Here is a 16,839-nt window from a genome sequence, read left to right as displayed (position 1 = left end):
CGGTGGCATTCGAGCGCGTCGCCTCCGAGGTCGTCTGGCGCGGGCGGATAGCCACCGTCCGCATCGACCGCTTCCGGCACGACGACACCGGCGAGGTCGTCGAGCGCGAAGTCGTCGCCCATCCCGGCGCGGTGGCGGTGCTCGCGGTCGACGGCGGCACGATCTATCTGGTCCGGCAGCCGCGCGAAGCGGTCGGCGCCCAGTCGCTACTCGAGCTGCCAGCGGGCAAGCTCGATGGGCCCGACCGCGACCCGCTGCGCACCGCCCAGCGCGAGCTCGCGGAGGAGATCGGCAAAGGCGCACGCCGCTGGAAGCGGCTCGCGAGCTTCTACACGTCGCCCGGGTTCGCCGACGAGGAGGTCCACCTCTTCTACGCCAGCGAGCTCTTCGACGCCGAAGCCGAGAGCGACGAAGAGGAGCGCATCGAAGTCGTTCCCTGGCCGCTCGACGACCTCGACGCCGCGATTGCCCAGTGCGTCGACGCCAAGAGCCTCGTCGGGCTGTTGTGGCTGCGCCGTGAGCAGCTCCTCGCTGGCAGCTGAACGCAGGGAGCGGGGCGGTGGCGACGCGCCCGCGGGCGAACGGCCCCGGCACGAGTCGCTGGTCCTCGACTTCCTCGCGCACCTCGAGTTCGACCGCGGTCTCGCACACAACACGTTGGCGTCGTACCGCGTCGACCTGCTGCAGTGGGGGGCCTTCCTGGCCCGGCGCCGTCGCCACGCGTTCGATGCGCGGCCGGGCGACTTGCAGGACTTTCTTGCCGAGCTCGGGGCGCAACCCGCGACGCTGCGCCGAAAGGCGGCGGCGCTGCGTGCCTTCTACCGTTTCCTGCGTGCCGAGGACCTGATCACCGACGATCCGACCGCGGCGCTGCGCGCCCCCCGGCGCCCGCGCCGTTTGCCGACAGCGCTTCGTCGCGACGAGGTCGAGCGGCTGCTCGCCGCCCCCCGCGGGCGCGACCCGCTCGCGTTGCGCGACCGTGCGCTCCTCGAGCTCTTGTACGCGTCCGGGTTGCGCGCCTCCGAGGCCTCGGCGCTCGACATCGGCGACGTCGACTTCGACGAGGCGCTCGTTCGCGTGCGCGGAAAAGGGGGCAAAGAGCGGCTCGTGCCGGTCGGGCGCGCAGCGCAGACCGCTCTCGCCGCGTGGCTGCGCGACGGCCGCCCGCCGCTGGTCGCCAAGCGCGCAGGGGAGCAGGCGCTTTTCGTGAACGCCCGTGGCCGGCGCCTCGGCCGCCAGGGCGTGTGGACCGTGGTGCGCCGCCACGCCCGGGCCGCCGGGCTCGAGCGGCGCTTCGGTCCCCACACGCTCCGCCACACTTTCGCCACGCACCTGCTCGCGGGCGGGTGCGATCTGCGAACCGTCCAGGAGCTTCTCGGCCACGCCGACGTCACCACGACGCAGGTCTACACCCACCTCGCGGCCGATCGTCTGCGCGACGACTACTTCCGCGCGCACCCCCGCGCCACGTTCCCTGCGGGGGGCGCTGGGAGCGCCGCTACGGAAGAAGACGAAGAGACGAGGTGAGCTAGCAGGGTGCCCGAGCTACCCGAAGTCGAGACGCTACGCAGGCAGCTGCGGCCGCACCTCGAGGGGCGCTCACTCGCGGCGGTCACGGTGTCCGACCCGCGGCTGTGCGCCCCGGTGCCGACCGCCACGCTCGCCGCGCGGCTGCGCGGCCGCACCGTCACCTCCGTCGAGCGGCGCGGCAAGTACATGCTGTGGGCGCTCGACGACGGCGCCTGGCTCGCCCTGCACCTGCGCATGACCGGCAATCTCTTTCTGACGACCGCGCCGCGCGCACCTTACGAGCGCGCGCGCTTCGCGATCGATCGCGACCTAGCGGTCGCTTTCTGCGATCCCCGGCGCTTCGGCACCGCGCGTCTCTTCGCCGACGGCGAAGAGCTCGCCGCCCAGCTGCTCGACCGCCTCGGTCCGGAACCGCTCTCCAATGCCTTCGACGCGACGGTGCTCGCACGGGCGTTCGCGCGACGGCGGGCGCCGGTAAAGGCCCTACTGCTCGACCAGCGCACGGTCGCGGGGATCGGGAACATCTATGCCGACGAGGCGCTGTTCCGGGCCGGCATCCATCCCGCGCGACCGGCCGGCCGCCTGCTGCGCCGCGACCTGGAGCGGCTGGTGGCGGGGATTCGCGATGCGCTCCGCGCCGGGATCGAGCACGGCGGTGCCTCGATCGACGACTTCCGCCACCCCGACGGGAGGCGCGGCAACTTCCAGAACGAGTTCCTCGTGCACCGCCGTGCAGGGTTGCCGTGCCCGCGCTGCGGAACGGCCGTGCGCAAAGAACGGATCGCCGGTCGCGGAACCTACTTTTGTGGCCGCTGTCAGGCGGCGAGCAGGTCGCGCAAACGCCCGGCGCGGTCGGCTGCGAGCAGCTCGCTGAAACCGCCTACCGACCGTCCACCGACGACGACTTGAGGGAACGTATAGCGGCCTGTCAGGGCGACGAGCTCGGCGCGACCGGACGGATCGCGGGCGAGGTTCACCTCGGTGTAGGGAATGCCACGCGCGTCGAGCAGGCGCTTCGCCTGGACGCAGTACGCGCACGGCTCGGTGGTGTACACGACGACCTGCGCGGTCTGCCCGCGGGCGGTCGCACCGCTACTGGTTTCGTCCGCCATCGCCGCCACAGTGTAGGGGCGTGGCGCGACGACCCTGCCAGTGCGAAGCGATCGTCGTGCGGTCGATCCGCTACGGCGAGGCCGACCGCGTCCTGCACCTTTACTCGCGCGAGCTCGGGCGGATCGCGGCGATCGCCAAAGGCGTGCGCCGAGCGCGCTCACGGCGCGCCGGTCGGCTCGAGCTTTTGGTGCGCGCCCAGCTCGTGTTGCGCCCGGGCAACAGCGATCTCTACACGCTCTCGAGCGTCGACACGGTGTGCGCCCACGCACGCTTGCGCGAGCACCGCGAAGCCCTGCGCTGCGCGCTCGAGAGTGCCGAAGCGACAGCGCGGCTGCTCGATGCCGCAGACCCGAACCGCTCCGCCTACAACCTGCTCGCGAACGCGCTGGCGCTGCTCGACTGCGAGCCGCAGCGTGCCAGCCGCAGCTTCGCTCTCGCCTTTCGGCTCAAGCTGATGCTCGCCGCCGGTTTCGCACCCGAGCTTGCGCACTGCGCAAGCTGCGGGCGCGCGCTGCGCGACGGCCCGGGAACATTTCCGCTCGCTGGTTTTTCGCCGGGCGACGGTGGAATCGTCTGCGAGCGCTGCGCCCGTCACGGTCTCGCCTTTGGGGTTGCCGAGCACACCTTCGCCGTGCAAGCGCTGGCCCGCCCGTTGCGCGAAGCTCCCGAGGCGCCACCCGACGTGCTCGCCCGTGTTGACCGTGCCCTAGGGGCGATGGTCGAACACCACGCCCACGTCCAGCTGCGGAGGGTCGCCTAGCGTCGGAGAGGAGGGCGCACCGCGCGAGCAGCGCGAGGATGCCGGCCCGACCAGCTGCGATCATCTGGCAGTGGCACAGGTGCCAGTGAACTTGCAGAAGCACCCTCCAACAGCGGCTAGCGGCGAGATCTCGATTCGCGGCGAACGCTTCCGCGAGCGCATCGAACGTGCCGAGGATCTCTTGCTCTCGCCCCTTGCGCAGCGTTCGTACCCGGCTCGCCGCTTGCGCCCCGAGCCCGACTCCACCCACCGCACACCGTTCCAGCGCGATCGCGACCGCATCGTCCACTCGAAAGCGTTCCGTCGCCTGAAACACAAAACGCAGGTCTTCATCGCTCCCGAGGGCGACCACTACCGCACGCGCCTCACGCACACGCTCGAGACGTGCGGTATCGCCCGCAACGTCGCGCGCGCGCTCGGTCTAAACGAGGATCTCACCGAGGCGATCTGCCTTGGCCACGATCTCGGGCACGCCCCGTTCGGCCACATCGGCGAGGCGGTACTCGACGAGTGCGCCCGCCAGCACTTCGGCCGCCGCTTCCGCCACAACGAGCACTCGCTGCGCGTTGTCGACGTTCTCGAGCGCGACGGGCAGGGGCTCAACCTCACAGCCCAGGTGCGCGACGGCATCCTGCACCACACCGGGCCTGAAGAGCCGAGCACGTTGGAGGGCAAGATCGTGCGGCTCGTCGACCGCATCGCCTACATCAACCACGACATCGACGACGCTTTGCGCGCGGGCGTGCTGCGCCGCGAGGAGCTGCCGGCGGAAGAGATCGCGCTGCTCGGCGAGACCGGCTCCGAGCGCATCGAGACGCTCGTGCGCGACCTCATCGACCATTCGGCACGGGCCGGCGACATCGTGCAGGGCGAGGAGGTCGGCGCGGCGATGGCGCGCTTGCGCGCCTTCATGTTCGAGCGCGTCTACCTGGACGACGAGGCGCAACGGGAACAGCCGCGCATCGAGCGCATGCTGCGAGCCTTGTTCGACTACTACGTCGAGAACCCGCCGCCGGCGCTGGCGCCCGGTGCCGACCTGGCCGACCGGGTGATCGACTGGCTCGCCGGTATGACCGATCGCTTCGCCATCCGCGCGTTCGAGGAGTTGGCCGTGCCCAAGGGGTTCTAGCGGGCGCGGCCCGGCGTCGATGCCTTTCACGCGCGCATCGCTCGACCGGTTGCGCGACGCGATCGACATGGTCGCGCTGGTCGGCGAGCGCACAGAGCTCAAGCGCGTCGGGAGCCGCTGGGTGGGGCTCTGCCCCTTCCACGACGAGCGCACGCCGTCGTTCTCGGTCAATGCCGAGGAGAAGCTCTACCACTGCTTCGGTTGCGGCGCGAGCGGCGACGCGATCCGTTTCGTCGAGGAGACCGAAGCGCTCGACTTCGTCGCGGCCGTGGAACACCTCGCCGCGCGCTTCGGTGTCGAACTCGAGCGCGAGCGGGGCGCGGGGGCGAGCGACCGCGGCGAGCGGCGGCGCCAGCGCCTGTTCGAGCTGCTCGAACGGGCCGCGTCCTATTACCAGCGGGCGCTGTGGGAGTCGGCCGAGGCGGAGCGAGCGCGGCGCTATCTGCTGGGCGAGCGGCGTCTCGACGAGCGCGTGTTGCGGGAGTTTCGTGTCGGCTTCGCACCCGGCGCGTGGGATCGTCTCGTCACGGCTGCGCGCGGCCAGGGTTTCAGCGACGACGAGCTCACCGCAGCCGGTCTCGCCTCGCAGGGTAAGCGCGGTCTCTACGACCGCTTCCGTGCGCGTGTCACCTTCCCGATCTGTGACCGCCGCGGGCGCGTCCTCGGTTTCGGCGCGCGAACCCTCGACGGCGCTGACAGCGCGGGGACGGGCGCCGGCAGCGGTGACCGCGCGCCGCAGCGGGCGGGGGAACCAGCCGGGCCGTTCGTGAGCCGCAGCCCCGCCGGCCCGAAGTATCTGAACAGTCCCGAGACCGAGCTCTTTCGCAAGCGCCGCGCGTTGTTCGGACTCGACCGGGCGCGTGCGGCCGCGTCGCGTGGGGGGCGCGTGATCGTCGTCGAAGGTTACGTTGACGCGCTCGCTCTCCACCAGGCCGGGCTGCCGGAGACGGTCGCCGCGATGGGCACTGCGCTGACCGGCGAGCAGCTCGCAGAGATTGCCCGTCTCGCGCCCCGCGCCGTGCTCGCCTTCGATCCCGACCCGGCCGGGCTAGCGGCGATGAGCCGCGCCGGAGAGATCGCCGGTGCCGAGAGTCTCGAGCTGCGCATCGCCGTCCTTCCCGCTGGCAAGGATCCTGCCGACCTCGTAGCGGAGGGCGCCACCGAGGTCGTGCAAAACGCTGTCGCGAGCGCGAAACCGCTGCTCGAGTATCAAGTGTCGCGCCTCCTTGCCGATGCCGACGCAGAGGACCCGGACGCGCGAGACCGCGCAGCAGAGGAGGCGCTCCGCTTGATCGCTAGCACGGACGCAGGGCGACACCGCACTCGCCGGCTCGTCGACGAATTGTGCGACCAGCTCGAGCTTCCGCCAGCCTGGGTTTGGGCGCGCTTACGCGAAACGCAGCATGCGCTGGCGGCGCCCCGCCCAACCGCCGATGGCAGTACCAGTAGCGGGCGCGCGGGAAGGGCGGCGCGAAGCGCCGGTGCCGGCGCCGATCGAGCAGGCGCGGGTGCGAGCACGCGTGGCGGGGCCCACCTCGGCCCGACCCCGCCAGCGCCCGATCCTCACGCAGCCGAGCGCGAGTTTCTTGTCGCCGCTCTTGCCGCTGGCGATGGCGGGCGCGCTGCCCTCGAGCGGGCGTCGCGCGACCTGTTCGCCTCGCCGCTGTGGCGCCGCCTGTTCGACCTCCTGCGGAGCGGGTTCGACGATCCGATCGCTAAAGCCGAGCGCGATGGGGCGGCGATCGCCAAAGCGATGACCGAAGTCGTCCATGCAGCGCAGGCCCGCGGCCGCAGCGACGAAGCTCTGCTCGAAACGCAGCTCTTGCAACTCCAACTGCGTGCCGTCGAACGGCGGCTCACGTCGGCGCCAGCGCGGCTGGCGCCCGAGGAGCGCGCGCAGCTCGTGCGCGAGCGTCAGGAACTGCTCGCCGCGCTCGACCGCATGCTCGGGAGTCGCACGCGATGAAGGTCAAGCGCAACCAGCGCGCCGCCCGTTCGACCGCAACACCGCGCCGTCGAGCTCAGCAACAGCCAGCGCGCGAGCGCCTCGCCAACGGTCGCGGACCCGCCGAGGAACAGCTACCTGAGGAGCTGGCCCGAACCGACGTCGGCGACGAGTGGGACAGCGAGGAAGCGATCGGCGAGCCGCACGAGGAGCGACTTGAGGCGACCGAGGGGGTGCCGGACCTCTTCGAAGAGGGCGGCGTGGTCACCTCCGGTCTTGTCGAACCTGCGACGGAAGAGGCATCCGAGGACGCCGTTCGCCTCTATCTGCGAGCGATCGGGCGCGTGCCGCTCCTGACCAAGGAGGACGAGGTGCGGCTCGCCAAGCGCGTCGAGCGCAACGACATGGCGGCCAAGAACGCCCTGATCGAGGCCAACCTGCGTCTCGTCGTGTCGATCGCGAAGCGCTACACGGGGCGCGGGCTCACGCTCCTTGACCTGATCCAGGAGGGCAACGTCGGTCTGATCCGCGCGGTCGAGAAGTTCGACTGGCGACGCGGTTACAAGTTCTCGACCTACGCCACGTGGTGGATCCGGCAGGCGATAACGCGTGCGCTCGCCGACCAGTCGCGCACGATCCGGATCCCGGTACACATGGTGGAGCGGTTGAACAAGGTGCTGCGGGCGCGGCGTGACCTAGCGCAGAAACTGAACCGCGATCCCACCACCGAGGAAGTGGCGGAAGCGGTCGAGATGCCGGCGGAGAAAGTCGAGGAGCTGCTCAAGCTCGGGCAGGAGCCGGTGTCGCTCGAGACACCGGTCGGCTCCGACGACGGCGACCCTGCCGAGCTCGGCGATTTCATCGAGGACGACTCGGATCCGCCGCTCGAGGTCGTGGCGCGGCGCATCCGAGACGAGGATCTGCAGCGCGTGCTGGCGATGCTTCCCTGGCGGGAGCGGCGTGTGTTGGAGCTGCGCTACGGGCTCGTGCCGGAGGGGCCCATGACGCTCGAGGAGATCGGCAAGCACGTGGGTGTCACGCGCGAGCGCGTGCGCCAGATCGAGGCGAAGACGCTGATACTGCTCAAGAACCTCGAGGAGGCGCGCCGACTGGCGGGCACGACGGAGGAGGTCCGCTAGCGCGGGGTCGGGTGGCTCGCGCGTGGCTAGAGGTAGCATTGGGTTCGCTCGTGCGCCTGCGCGGTTCGCTGCGCGGGCGGGGCACTCGGTCCGGGGTAGCTCAACTGGCAGAGCGGCTGGCTGTTAACCAGTAGGTTGCGGGTTCGAGTCCCGCCCCCGGAGCTCTTCCACGACCCTTTCCACCTCGCGAGCCGCGCCCGCGCCACCGGGATTGGCGCGAGCCCACGCTGCGAACTCGCTCGCACGGCGCTGGGTGGAGCGATCGGCGAGCGCGCGCAGCACCGCTGCCCGCAGGTTGCGCGGCGACAGCAGGCGCGAGGGCAGCGCGAAACCCGCGCCCGCCCATGCCACGCGCAGAGCGTTCTCGGCCATGTCGCCCGCTGCCGGCACGCACAGGACGGGGGTGCCGCTCGCGAGCGAACGAACCACCGTACCGTGGCCGCCGTGGCAGACCACCAGGTCGGCCCGTGGCATCGTCTGCGAGTAGGACACCCAGTCGACAAGGACCGTGTTCCGCCCGATCTCGACCTGCTCGCGCAGCGGCCGCCGATTGGTCGTCGCCAGCACCCTCACTGGCGCGTCGCGCAGACCGGCAAGCGCGCAGCGCAACAGCCGGTGGTCGGGATCCTGGGAGGTGCTCGGTGCCACCAGCACCAGCGGCTCGCTGCCTGCCGGAAGCTCGACGGGGGGATAGGGCTGCTCCCATTCGAGCGGGCCGGTTATGCGAGCGAATGCGGGCAGCTCGGAGCGCGCCTCCTCGAGTTGCGGGAAGGTCGCGACCAACGCACGCAGCCGCGAGATTCCGCCGTGCGGGTAGGCGAGAGGCGCGAGGCCGAGACGGCGGCGCGCTTCGTTCAGCTCGCGCCGCCCACGCTCCTCGCCGAGGCGCAACAACGGCCGAAAGAGCCGCCAGAACGCGCGCCCCACCGCTGTCCGCGGCGGCAACGCACCGATCGCGTAGGGCGGCAGTGCACGGTCCGGCAACGGCAACAGATGGGGGACGAGCGTGATCCAGGGCAGTCCCTCGCGCTCGGCCGCCAGTGCGGCAGCCACCGTCAGGATGTCGACAACGACGACATCAGGCGCGAACGAGCGCACGAGCGGCTGCGTCTCGCGCGCTGCCCGCACCGCCGCCTGGTAAGGGGAGAGCGGTCGCTCGCGGGTCGGGAACACCTGGTATTCGGGTGCGGCGGCGAAGCGCATCCCCTCCCGTTCGACGTGCTCCCGCCAAGCCCGCCAGGTCTGCAAACAGACGTGGTGGCCGCGCCGCACCAGCTCGCGACCGAGAGCGATCTGCGGGAAGGCGTGGCCCGGGTCGCCGAACGAGGCGAGCAGCACGCGCAGCGGGCGGGTGGTAGGCCCGCGGTCTCGGTTTTCGACGCTTGCCTTCAGACCTCGGCTGCGAGCTCGGCGAGCTCGCGCACCATACGCAGCCGCGCCTGCGGTTCGAACGACATCGGCGTGACCATCAGCGTGCCGACGCCCGCCTCTTTGTAGACGGCGAGCCGTTCGCGGATGCGCTCGCGCGGGCCGCAGAGCGTGACGGTGTCGATCAGCTCGGGCGGGAGGGCAGCGGCTGCCTCTTCCTTCTTGCCCTCCAGGTAGAGAGTTTGGACCTTCTCGGCCGCCTCCTCGAAGCCGTAGCGGCGCACGAGCTGGTTGTAGAAGTTGCGCTCGCGCGACCCCATCCCGCCGACGTAGAGCGCCACGTACGGCCGCATCACGTCGCGGGCACGCTCGAGGTCGTCGTCGATCGCGACGTTCACCGACGGGGCGATGTCGAACCCGTCAAGGTTGCGACCCGCGCGGCGCGCGCCCTCCTCGAGCAGCTCGCGTGCTTGTGCCACGTGCTCGGGCGAAAACAGCGTCGGAATCCAGCCGTCGGCGATCTCGCCGGCGAGCTGCGTGTTCTTCGGGCCGAGCGCCGCCAGGTAGATCGGGATTCGCTCCTGGACGGTCGAGATCGTGAGCTTCAACGCTTTCCCCGGACCATCAGGCAGCGGCAGCTTGTAGATCTCGCCGTCGTAGACGACGCGCTCGCGGGCCAGCGCCATGCGCACGATCTCGATGTACTCGCGTGTGCGCTGCAGCTGCCGGGCGAAGCGCTGACCGTGCCAGCCCTCGGCGACCTGCGGACCGGAGGCGCCGATGCCCAGGATCATGCGCCCGTTCGACAGGTGGTCGAGCGTGGCTGCCGTCATCGCGCACATCGCTGGCGAGCGCGCAGGAATCTGGAAGATCGCCGAGCCGATGCGGATGCGCTCGGTCTGGGCGGCTATCCACGCGAGCACCGTCGCCGCGTCGGACCCGTACGCCTCCGCCGACCACACGGAGTCGAACCCGACGCGCTCGGCCTCGCGCACGAGCTCGAGCTGATCCTGAGCCGAAAGACCGAGCCCCCAGTAACCGATGTGCAGTCCGAGCTTCACTCTGCCACCCCTTGTCTCGCTTGCCGATCCCGCTTGCCGGTGCGCTCGCTATGCCGTTGCCGCGCTCACGGCATGTCGCCGGGCCGTACGAACTGGATCTCGGGCACGATGCAGTTGGGCGAGCACGCCAGCACGAAGCGCACCGCCGCGACGATGTCGGCCGTCTGGATCATCTCCGATGGCGGAACGTGCTCCTTGATCCAGTCGGTCATCGGCGTCGCCACGAAGCCGGGGCAGAGCGCGGTGGCGCGCACACCGTCGGCCGACAGCTCGCGAATCGTCGCCTGCGTGAGCGCGACGACACCGGCTTTTGCGGCCGAGTAGGCGGCGAGACCGGGCTGCGGGATCTTGCCGGCGATCGAAGCAGTGTTGATGATGTGCGCGCGGCGATGCTCGGCGCCGGCCCGCTTGAGAAGCGGAATGCACTCGCGCGTCATCAAGTAGACGGAGCGCAGGTTGACGTCGAGCTGGATGTCGAGGCGTTTGGTCTCCGTCTGTTCGATCGGTCCGGCGATACCGACACCGGCGTTGTTGACGAGCACGTCGAGACGCCCGTACTGCTCCGTGTGCTCGCGTACGACGCGCTTGATGTCCTCTTCTTCAGCCATGTTGGCAGCGACCGCGTGAACCGTGGCGCCACCGGCGCGCAGCTGTTCGGCCGCCTGCTCGAGCTTGTCGGGACGCCGCGCCGAGACGGTGAGCGCGTAGCCGTCCTCGGCTAGCGCGCGCGCAATGTCGAAACCGATTCCGCTCGATCCTCCGGTGACGATCGCTGCGCGTTCGGGCATCGCTCCTCCTGGTCGGTGTCGGAATGCGGTGGCGAACCGGCGCTCTGCCTTCGCTGGCCGGCGCGCGCCGTTGCGCCGCTGGCGACGCGGAAGGCTAACCCCCTACGCTTCGACGCGATGCCTCCCCCGTCGATCGATCGCTCGCCCCGCACTGTCCACCCCGTCGCCCCTACAAGGTCGCGGCAAAGACGACTCTCGGCACGCTCCGCGCGACAGCGTGTCGGAGCGTGGGCGGCGCTCGCATGGCTCGCCGCCGTCGCCCTGGCCGGGTGCGGTTCGGGCGGCGAGCGAGCGGCCACCACCACGGCCGCCCGCGCCGACTTTCCCGCTGCAGAAGGGCGCTCGATCGACCAGATCGCTGCTCTTGGGCGCCCCTCGCAGCTCGAGCTGGCGCCCGCTGGGGTCGAACTCGAGCGGGGGCGACAGCGGTTCGGTTTCGCGTTGATCGACCCGCAGCGCGGCCCGCGCTTCGGGATCCCGGCCGCGCTCTACGTGGCTCGCGGCGACGAGCCGGCGCTCGGGCCGTTTGCCGCACGCGAGGAGTCGCTCACCGTCAAACCGGCCTTTCGCAGCGAGGAAACCGCGCGCGACCAGGACATCGCCCGCTCTGTGCACGTAGCTTTCCCGACCTTCCCGCGCCCCGGTCGCTACACCGCGGTGGCGCTGGCGATCGTCGACGGTCGCCTGGTTTCGACTCGTCCGACCGTGCTCACGGTGAAGCGCGACAGCCCGGTGCCCGACGTCGGCGAGCGGGCGATCTCCGTGCACACACCGACCGTCGACGACGTGCGTGGCGACATCCGCTCGATCGAAACGCGTACCCCTCCCGACGGGATGCACCGTGACGATCTCGCCGACGTGCTCGGCAAGCGCCCGGTCCTCTTGGTGTTTGCCACCCCCGCGCTTTGCCAGAGCCGTGTCTGCGGGCCGGTCGTCGATCTTGCCGAGCAGCTACGCGCCCGCCGCGGCGAGGGGGCGGCGTTCATTCACATGGAGATCTACCGCGACAACGATCCCAACAAGGGGTTGCGGCCCCAGGTCGAAGCGTGGCGCCTGCGCAGCGAACCGTGGGTTTTCGCGATCGACCGCAATGGGCGGATAGCGGCGCGGATCGAGGGTGCGGCCAGCTACGACGAGCTCGAGCGCGCGCTCGACGCGGCTGTGAGGGGAGCGGGCAGGGTCTCGAGGTAGAGAGCGGGTGGTTCGCGAGTGAGTGGGCCGGGCAGGATTCGAACCTGCGACCATCGGGTTATGAGCCCGCTGCTCTGACCGCTGAGCTACCGGCCCGCGGGACGCCAGTCTATGCCGCTCTGGGGCGCGCTCTTTCGGAACGCAAGCGGGTGCGTTAGCCTCGCCCGTAGATGCAGTCGAGCTCGCTCGAGGGAGGAGGCAGCGAGTCGCCCGACCTGCGCGATCGCGACGGGCGGCCGCTGCGCGTGGTGATTGCGCACGACTTCGCCCAGGTTTTGGGCGGGGCCGAACGCGTGCTCGGCGAGATCGCTGCCACCTTTCCCGACGCCCCGGTCTTTTCGCTGCTCGGCAGCCGTCGCGTCGCGATCGAACTGGGCATCGACGACCGTTTCCACTCGATCCTGCCGCCGCGCCAGCGGCTCGCGCGCTCCTACCGGCTGCTTGCGCCGGTGCTCCCGCTCGTCGTGGAACGAACCACCTTGCCCGAAGCCGACGTGCTCGTCAGCTCCTCCTATGCCTTCGCGCTCGGCTTCAGCACCGCCAACCGCGCGCCCCACGTCTGCTACTGCCACTCGCCGCTGCGTTTCGCCTGGACGATGACGCGCGATTACCGCCGCCACTGGTCGTGGGGAGGAGCGAGCGGTCTGGCCTTCGACATCTTCGCCGCCGCCATGCGGATCGCCGACCGTCGTGCAGCCCAGCGGGTCAACCACTTCCTCACCCAAAGCGACTTCATCGCCGGTCAGATCAAGACCTTCTACGGGCGCGACGCCGAGGTTATCGGTGCCCCGGTCGACTGCGATCTCTTCCGTCCCGGTACCGGCGACCCCGAGGACTACTTCCTGCTCGTCGGCCGCCTCGTCGAGCCGTATCTGCGCGCTAGCGTCGCGATCGAGGCTTTCCGGCAGCTGCCGCACGAACGGCTCATCGTTGTCGGCGACGGTCCTGCCGCGCGCGAGCTGCACGCCGCCGCACCGCCGAACGTCACCTTCCTCGGGCGCGTTCCCGACGGTGCGCTCGTCGAGCTGATGCAGCGCTGCAAAGCTCTCGTGTCGCCGACGTTGCACGACTTCGGTCTCGTGCCGATCGAGGCGATGGCTTGCGGGCGCCCGGTCATCGCTTACGGTCGGGGCGGTGCGCGCCGGACCGTGGTGCACGGGCACACGGGCGTTCTTTTCGACGAGCAGACTCCGGAGGCGATCGCTGCAGCGATCCGCAGCTTCGACCCGGACCGTTTCGATCGCGACGCGATCCGCCGCCACGCGCTGCGTTGGGACAAACACCGTTTCCGCGAGCGCCTGCGGCGCACGGTCGAGCTGGTCGCGCGCAGCGCAAACGCCGCGCAGCGCGCCGACCGGCGTCCGGTTGCAGGAAGCGCGTCCCTGGCTGCCACCCCGGCCTGACTGCCCGAGCAGCGGGTCTCGCGCGCAGAGGGCGTGCGGGTGTGTCCGTCGTCGCGACTGCGGCCATGCCTGCTCGCGGTCGGGCCGTGGCCCCGCTGCGGCGACGCCGATAATGCGCCGCCGTGACAGCGAAGCGGCAACAGCGACCGGTCGCGATCCTCTGTGGGGGGCGCGGAACGAGGCTCAACGGCAGCGGCCCGGCGACCCCCAAGGCGCTCGTCGAGGTCGGTGGCAAGCCGATCGTCTGGCATGTGGTGCAGATTTACGCCCGCCAGGGTTTCCGCGAGTTCCTTCTCCTCACCGGCTTCCTGGGTGATCTCGTCGAGCGCTACGCGCGCGGCGAGAGCTGGCCGGAGGGCGTCAGCGTGCGCTGTCACCGCTCCGGCGACGACACTCCCACCGGTGGGCGCGTCTGGGCGGCGCGGGAGCTCCTCGCCGGTCGTGGTTTCTGCCTCACCTACGCCGACGGGGTCGCCGACATCGACCTCGCCCGCACGCTCGTCGAGCACGAGCGTGCGGGCGTACTCGCGACCGTCACCGCTGTGCGCCCGCGCCTGCAGTTCGGGGTGCTCGACCTCGACGAGCGCGGTCGCGTGCGCGGCTTCGAGGAAAAGCCGCGCTCGCCGCGCTACGTCAACGGCGGTTTCATGGTCTTCGAGAGCGGCGCGCTCGAGCTGTTCGCAGCGGACGCGGTGCTCGAGCGCGACGTCCTCCCGCGTCTCGCTGCCGCCGGCCAGCTCCACGCCTCCCGCCACGAGGGGTTTTGGGCGTGCCTCGACACCTACAAGGACCGCAACCAGCTCGACGAGCTGTGCGCGCGCGGTAGCCCGCCTTGGCTCGATATGCGCCGCTAGCGGTCGACCGTCGCGCACGCATGGCGTCTCCGTGACCCTCGCCGAGGGCGCGCGCCGACCCGGGCTCGGCAGGAAGTCGCTGCTCGCGCACGAAACAGTGCGCCGTGACTCGCACGGCAGCGCTAACCCTCTCCGAGGAGATCAAGCAAAGGTTCGACGAGCTTTCGCCTTCCCAGAAGGACGTCGGTCGCTACATCATCGACCACCTCGAGGAAGCCGCCTTCCACACGGCCGAGCAGCTGGCGCGGCGCGCCAACACCTCCAGCTCGACTGTCGTTCGCTTCGCCCAGGCGCTCGGTTTCGAGGGCTTCCCCGAGTTGCAGCACGCCGCGCGCGAGGAGTACCGCCGCCGGCGCGAGAGCGAGGAGCTGGCGGGTCTAGCCGCACCGCCGCTCTTTCCGATCGACCAGACCGAGTTCGAGGCCGCGCTCCAGGCTGACCACCGCAACCTGGAGGCGACCGCGCGTCGGGTCGATCGCGGCGCGGTGGCGCGGTGCGTCGACATGATCTCGCGCGCCGACCGCATCGTCCTCTGTGGCACCGACCAGATGGCGTTTTTCGCCAGCTACCTGCGCCATCTACTGATGCTGCTCGATCTCCGTGCCGACGTGGTGGCGAGCCCGAGCCAGGAGGGGCTCGCGCGCCTGGCGCGCGTCGACAGGCGCAGCTTGCTGATCGGTTTCAGCGCTGGCCGCCCGCACGCGCTGGTCGTGCGGGCGCTCAAGCTCGCCCGCAACCGCGGCGCCGGCACGATCGCGATCTGCGACTCGACGCTCTCGGAGGCGGCACGAGTCGCTGACGAAGCCCTCTTCTACTCCTCCGACAGCCCGGCCTACGTGCGCTCGCACGTTGCGCTGCTTTCGCTTGTGCAGGCGCTCGCGTACGGCGTGTACGCCCTCGATGAGTCTGCTTACGCCGACCGCATCAAAGCGTTCAAGCTCAAATAAGTCGCTCGTGCCCGCCGGGTGACGGGGCCGGGCGGCCCGCCGCGCGCGCGAAGTATCCTGCCGAACGATGGAGACCGGCACGCTGCGCGTCAAGACGGGCCTCGCCGAAATGCTCAAAGGCGGTGTGATCATGGACGTGGTCACCGCCGAGCAGGCGCGAATCGCCGAGGCCGCTGGAGCCTGCGCGGTGATGGCGCTCGAGCGCGTGCCCGCCGACATCCGCGCCGCCGGCGGCGTCGCGCGGATGGCCGATCCCACCAAGATCGAGGAGATCAAGCAAGCGGTGACGATCCCGGTGATGGCCAAGGTGCGGATCGGTCACTTCGTCGAGGCGCAGGTTCTCGAGGCGCTCGAGGTCGACTACATCGACGAGTCCGAGGTACTGACCCCGGCCGACGAGCAGCACCACATCGACAAGTGGCAGTTCAAGGTTCCTTTCGTCTGTGGGGCGACGAACCTCGGCGAGGCGCTGCGGAGGATCGCCGAAGGTGCGGCGATGATCCGCTCGAAGGGCGAGGCTGGCACCGGCAACGTTGTCGAGGCCGTGCGCCACATGCGCATGATCACGAGCGAAATCCGCCGCCTGACGACGCTCGACGAGGCCGAACTGCCGGCGGCAGCGAAAGAGCTCGGCGCCCCGCTCGAGCTCGTTCGCTGGGTGGCGCAGCACGGTCGTCTCCCTGTGGTGCTGTTCAGCGCCGGCGGCATCGCCACCCCCGCGGACGCGGCACTGATGATGCAACTGGGTGCGGAAGGCGTTTTCGTCGGTTCGGGCATCTTCAAGTCCGAGGATCCCGAGCGGCGGGCGCGGGCGATTGTCGAGGCCACCACTCACTACGACGACCCCGAGCGGATCGCCGCTGTGTCGCGCGGTCTCGGCGAGGCGATGACTGGGATCGAGATCGGCGAGCTGGCGGCTTCCGGCAACCTGCTCCAGCAGCGCGGGTGGTAGTGGGGGAGGCTGCTTCGGAGCGGCGGCCGCTCGTCGGCGTACTGGCGATCCAAGGCGACTTCGAGGCGCATCAGCGAATGCTCGCGCGCGCCGGTGCGGACACGCGGCGTGTCCGCACCCCGCGCGACCTCGAAGGTGTCGACGCGCTGGTGCTGCCGGGGGGCGAGTCGACCACGATCACGATGGGCATCGAGCGCGAGCGGCTAGCCGATCCGTTGCGCGAACTGCTCGCCGCCGGACTGCCTTGCCTTGCGACCTGCGCGGGGATGATCGTGCTCGACCGTGACCACCTCGGCGTCCTCGACATCCGCTGCCGCCGCAACGCTTTCGGCCGCCAGGTGGCGTCCTTCGAGTGCGAGCTGCCTGTGCGCGGGCTAGCGGGGGGTCCCCTGCGCGCGGTGTTCATCCGCGCCCCGTGGGTCGAGGAGGTCGGCACCGGCGTCGAGGTGCTGGCGAGTGTCAAGGGCCACCCCGTCGCGGTGCGCCAGGGAGCGGCCGTGGCAATCGCCTTCCACCCCGAGCTCACAGATGACGTCCGTCTGCACCGCCAGCTCGTGGCCGCCGCGCGGAAGGGTGCCGAGACGGGCGAAACGTCTGCGCTCGAGGGAGAGCCGCGCCGGCTCGCGGATGGGTCGCAGGCGGAGCGGACCGCGGCAGTG

At 70.6% G+C, this 16,839-nt stretch carries 16 protein-coding genes, 2 tRNA genes and 1 pseudogene; 14 read left to right on the top strand and 5 right to left on the bottom strand.

The window, feature by feature from the left end; genetic code table 11:
* The first annotated feature begins 2 nt into the window (after positions 1 to 2).
* Genes JDY09_RS05555 through mutM form a run of 3 tightly spaced genes read left to right on the top strand, consistent with a single transcriptional unit; the run spans position 3 to position 2,439 of the window.
* Entirely contained in the window at positions 3 to 542 is a 540-nt protein-coding gene (locus JDY09_RS05555) for an NUDIX hydrolase (protein WP_274715936.1), read from the top strand.
* Positions 517 to 1,527 carry a tyrosine recombinase gene (locus JDY09_RS05550; RefSeq protein WP_274715935.1) on the top strand — a complete coding sequence of 337 codons (1,011 nt, stop codon included), beginning with the start codon at positions 517 to 519 and terminating at the stop codon, positions 1,525 to 1,527. Before JDY09_RS05555 ends, JDY09_RS05550 begins: the two co-directional genes overlap by 26 nt.
* 9 nt (positions 1,528 to 1,536) lie before the next feature.
* A complete protein-coding gene (gene mutM, locus JDY09_RS05545) occupies positions 1,537 to 2,439 on the top strand; it encodes a bifunctional DNA-formamidopyrimidine glycosylase/DNA-(apurinic or apyrimidinic site) lyase (RefSeq protein ID WP_274715934.1) in 903 nt (300 codons plus the stop codon).
* Here mutM and JDY09_RS05540 read toward each other — a convergent pair.
* A complete protein-coding gene (locus tag JDY09_RS05540) occupies positions 2,346 to 2,642 on the bottom strand; it encodes a glutaredoxin domain-containing protein (protein ID WP_274715933.1) in 297 nt (98 codons plus the stop codon). The two genes, mutM and JDY09_RS05540, sit on opposite strands and share 94 nt — an antisense overlap.
* Positions 2,643 to 2,662: 20 nt before the next feature.
* Between JDY09_RS05540 and recO the strand changes: the two genes are divergently transcribed.
* The 5 genes from recO to JDY09_RS05515 all read left to right on the top strand — a co-directional run bounded on the left by recO (position 2,663) and on the right by JDY09_RS05515 (position 7,778).
* Positions 2,663 to 3,403, top strand: coding sequence for a DNA repair protein RecO (gene recO / locus JDY09_RS05535; protein ID WP_274715932.1), 741 nt, complete (start codon positions 2,663 to 2,665; stop codon positions 3,401 to 3,403).
* 79 nt (positions 3,404 to 3,482) lie between these two features.
* A complete protein-coding gene (locus JDY09_RS05530) occupies positions 3,483 to 4,532 on the top strand; it encodes a deoxyguanosinetriphosphate triphosphohydrolase (RefSeq protein ID WP_428837467.1) in 1,050 nt (349 codons plus the stop codon).
* 19 nt (positions 4,533 to 4,551) lie between these two features.
* Entirely contained in the window at positions 4,552 to 6,498 is a 1,947-nt protein-coding gene (locus tag JDY09_RS05525; RefSeq protein ID WP_274715930.1) for a DNA primase, read from the top strand.
* A complete protein-coding gene (locus JDY09_RS05520; protein ID WP_342455246.1) occupies positions 6,495 to 7,616 on the top strand; it encodes a sigma-70 family RNA polymerase sigma factor in 1,122 nt (373 codons plus the stop codon). Before JDY09_RS05525 ends, JDY09_RS05520 begins: the two co-directional genes overlap by 4 nt.
* A gap of 89 nt (positions 7,617 to 7,705) precedes the next feature.
* Positions 7,706 to 7,778 (top strand) — tRNA-Asn (locus tag JDY09_RS05515).
* Here JDY09_RS05515 and JDY09_RS09985 read toward each other — a convergent pair.
* The 3 genes from JDY09_RS09985 to JDY09_RS05505 all read right to left on the bottom strand — a co-directional run bounded on the left by JDY09_RS09985 (position 7,740) and on the right by JDY09_RS05505 (position 10,833).
* Positions 7,740 to 8,819, bottom strand: coding sequence for a glycosyltransferase (locus JDY09_RS09985; RefSeq protein ID WP_428837466.1), 1,080 nt, complete (start codon positions 8,817 to 8,819; stop codon positions 7,740 to 7,742). The two genes, JDY09_RS05515 and JDY09_RS09985, sit on opposite strands and share 39 nt — an antisense overlap.
* Positions 8,820 to 9,004: 185 nt before the next feature.
* Positions 9,005 to 10,045 (bottom strand): LLM class F420-dependent oxidoreductase, encoded by a 1,041-nt coding sequence (locus JDY09_RS05510; protein ID WP_274715929.1) that lies wholly within the window; start codon positions 10,043 to 10,045, stop codon positions 9,005 to 9,007.
* A 65-nt stretch (positions 10,046 to 10,110) separates the two neighbouring features.
* Positions 10,111 to 10,833 carry an SDR family NAD(P)-dependent oxidoreductase gene (locus tag JDY09_RS05505; RefSeq protein ID WP_274715928.1) on the bottom strand — a complete coding sequence of 241 codons (723 nt, stop codon included), beginning with the start codon at positions 10,831 to 10,833 and terminating at the stop codon, positions 10,111 to 10,113.
* 117 nt (positions 10,834 to 10,950) lie between these two features.
* Between JDY09_RS05505 and JDY09_RS05500 the strand changes: the two genes are divergently transcribed.
* The gene (locus tag JDY09_RS05500) at positions 10,951 to 12,024 is read left to right on the top strand and encodes a TlpA family protein disulfide reductase (protein ID WP_274715927.1); all 1,074 of its coding nucleotides are present in this window, start codon (positions 10,951 to 10,953) and stop codon (positions 12,022 to 12,024) included.
* Between the two features lie 23 nt (positions 12,025 to 12,047).
* Here JDY09_RS05500 and JDY09_RS05495 read toward each other — a convergent pair.
* Positions 12,048 to 12,120, bottom strand: a tRNA-Ile gene (locus tag JDY09_RS05495).
* Positions 12,121 to 12,194: 74 nt separating this feature from the next.
* Here JDY09_RS05495 and JDY09_RS05490 point away from each other — a divergent pair.
* The 5 genes and pseudogenes from JDY09_RS05490 to pdxT form a co-directional block, all read left to right on the top strand.
* The gene (locus tag JDY09_RS05490; protein WP_274715926.1) at positions 12,195 to 13,427 is read left to right on the top strand and encodes a glycosyltransferase; all 1,233 of its coding nucleotides are present in this window, start codon (positions 12,195 to 12,197) and stop codon (positions 13,425 to 13,427) included.
* 122 nt (positions 13,428 to 13,549) lie between these two features.
* Positions 13,550 to 14,281: a sugar phosphate nucleotidyltransferase gene (locus tag JDY09_RS05485; RefSeq protein WP_274715925.1), complete on the top strand. Its 732-nt coding sequence runs from the start codon at positions 13,550 to 13,552 to the stop codon at positions 14,279 to 14,281.
* A gap of 104 nt (positions 14,282 to 14,385) precedes the next feature.
* A complete protein-coding gene (locus tag JDY09_RS05480) occupies positions 14,386 to 15,228 on the top strand; it encodes a MurR/RpiR family transcriptional regulator (RefSeq protein WP_274715924.1) in 843 nt (280 codons plus the stop codon).
* 67 nt (positions 15,229 to 15,295) lie between these two features.
* The gene (gene pdxS / locus JDY09_RS05475) at positions 15,296 to 16,180 is read left to right on the top strand and encodes a pyridoxal 5'-phosphate synthase lyase subunit PdxS (protein ID WP_274715923.1); all 885 of its coding nucleotides are present in this window, start codon (positions 15,296 to 15,298) and stop codon (positions 16,178 to 16,180) included.
* Positions 16,180 to 16,752 (top strand): annotated as a pseudogene (gene pdxT, locus JDY09_RS05470) (pyridoxal 5'-phosphate synthase glutaminase subunit PdxT); the annotation flags it as partial. The gene pdxS and the pseudogene pdxT, both read left to right, overlap by 1 nt.
* Positions 16,753 to 16,839 lie beyond the last annotated feature (87 nt).

Source organism: Thermoleophilum album, from assembly GCF_028867705.1.
Classification (GTDB): Bacteria; Actinomycetota; Thermoleophilia; order Solirubrobacterales; family Thermoleophilaceae; genus Thermoleophilum.
Note: the sequence above shows the minus strand (reverse complement) of the source record. Positions and strands in the feature narration are given on the sequence as shown.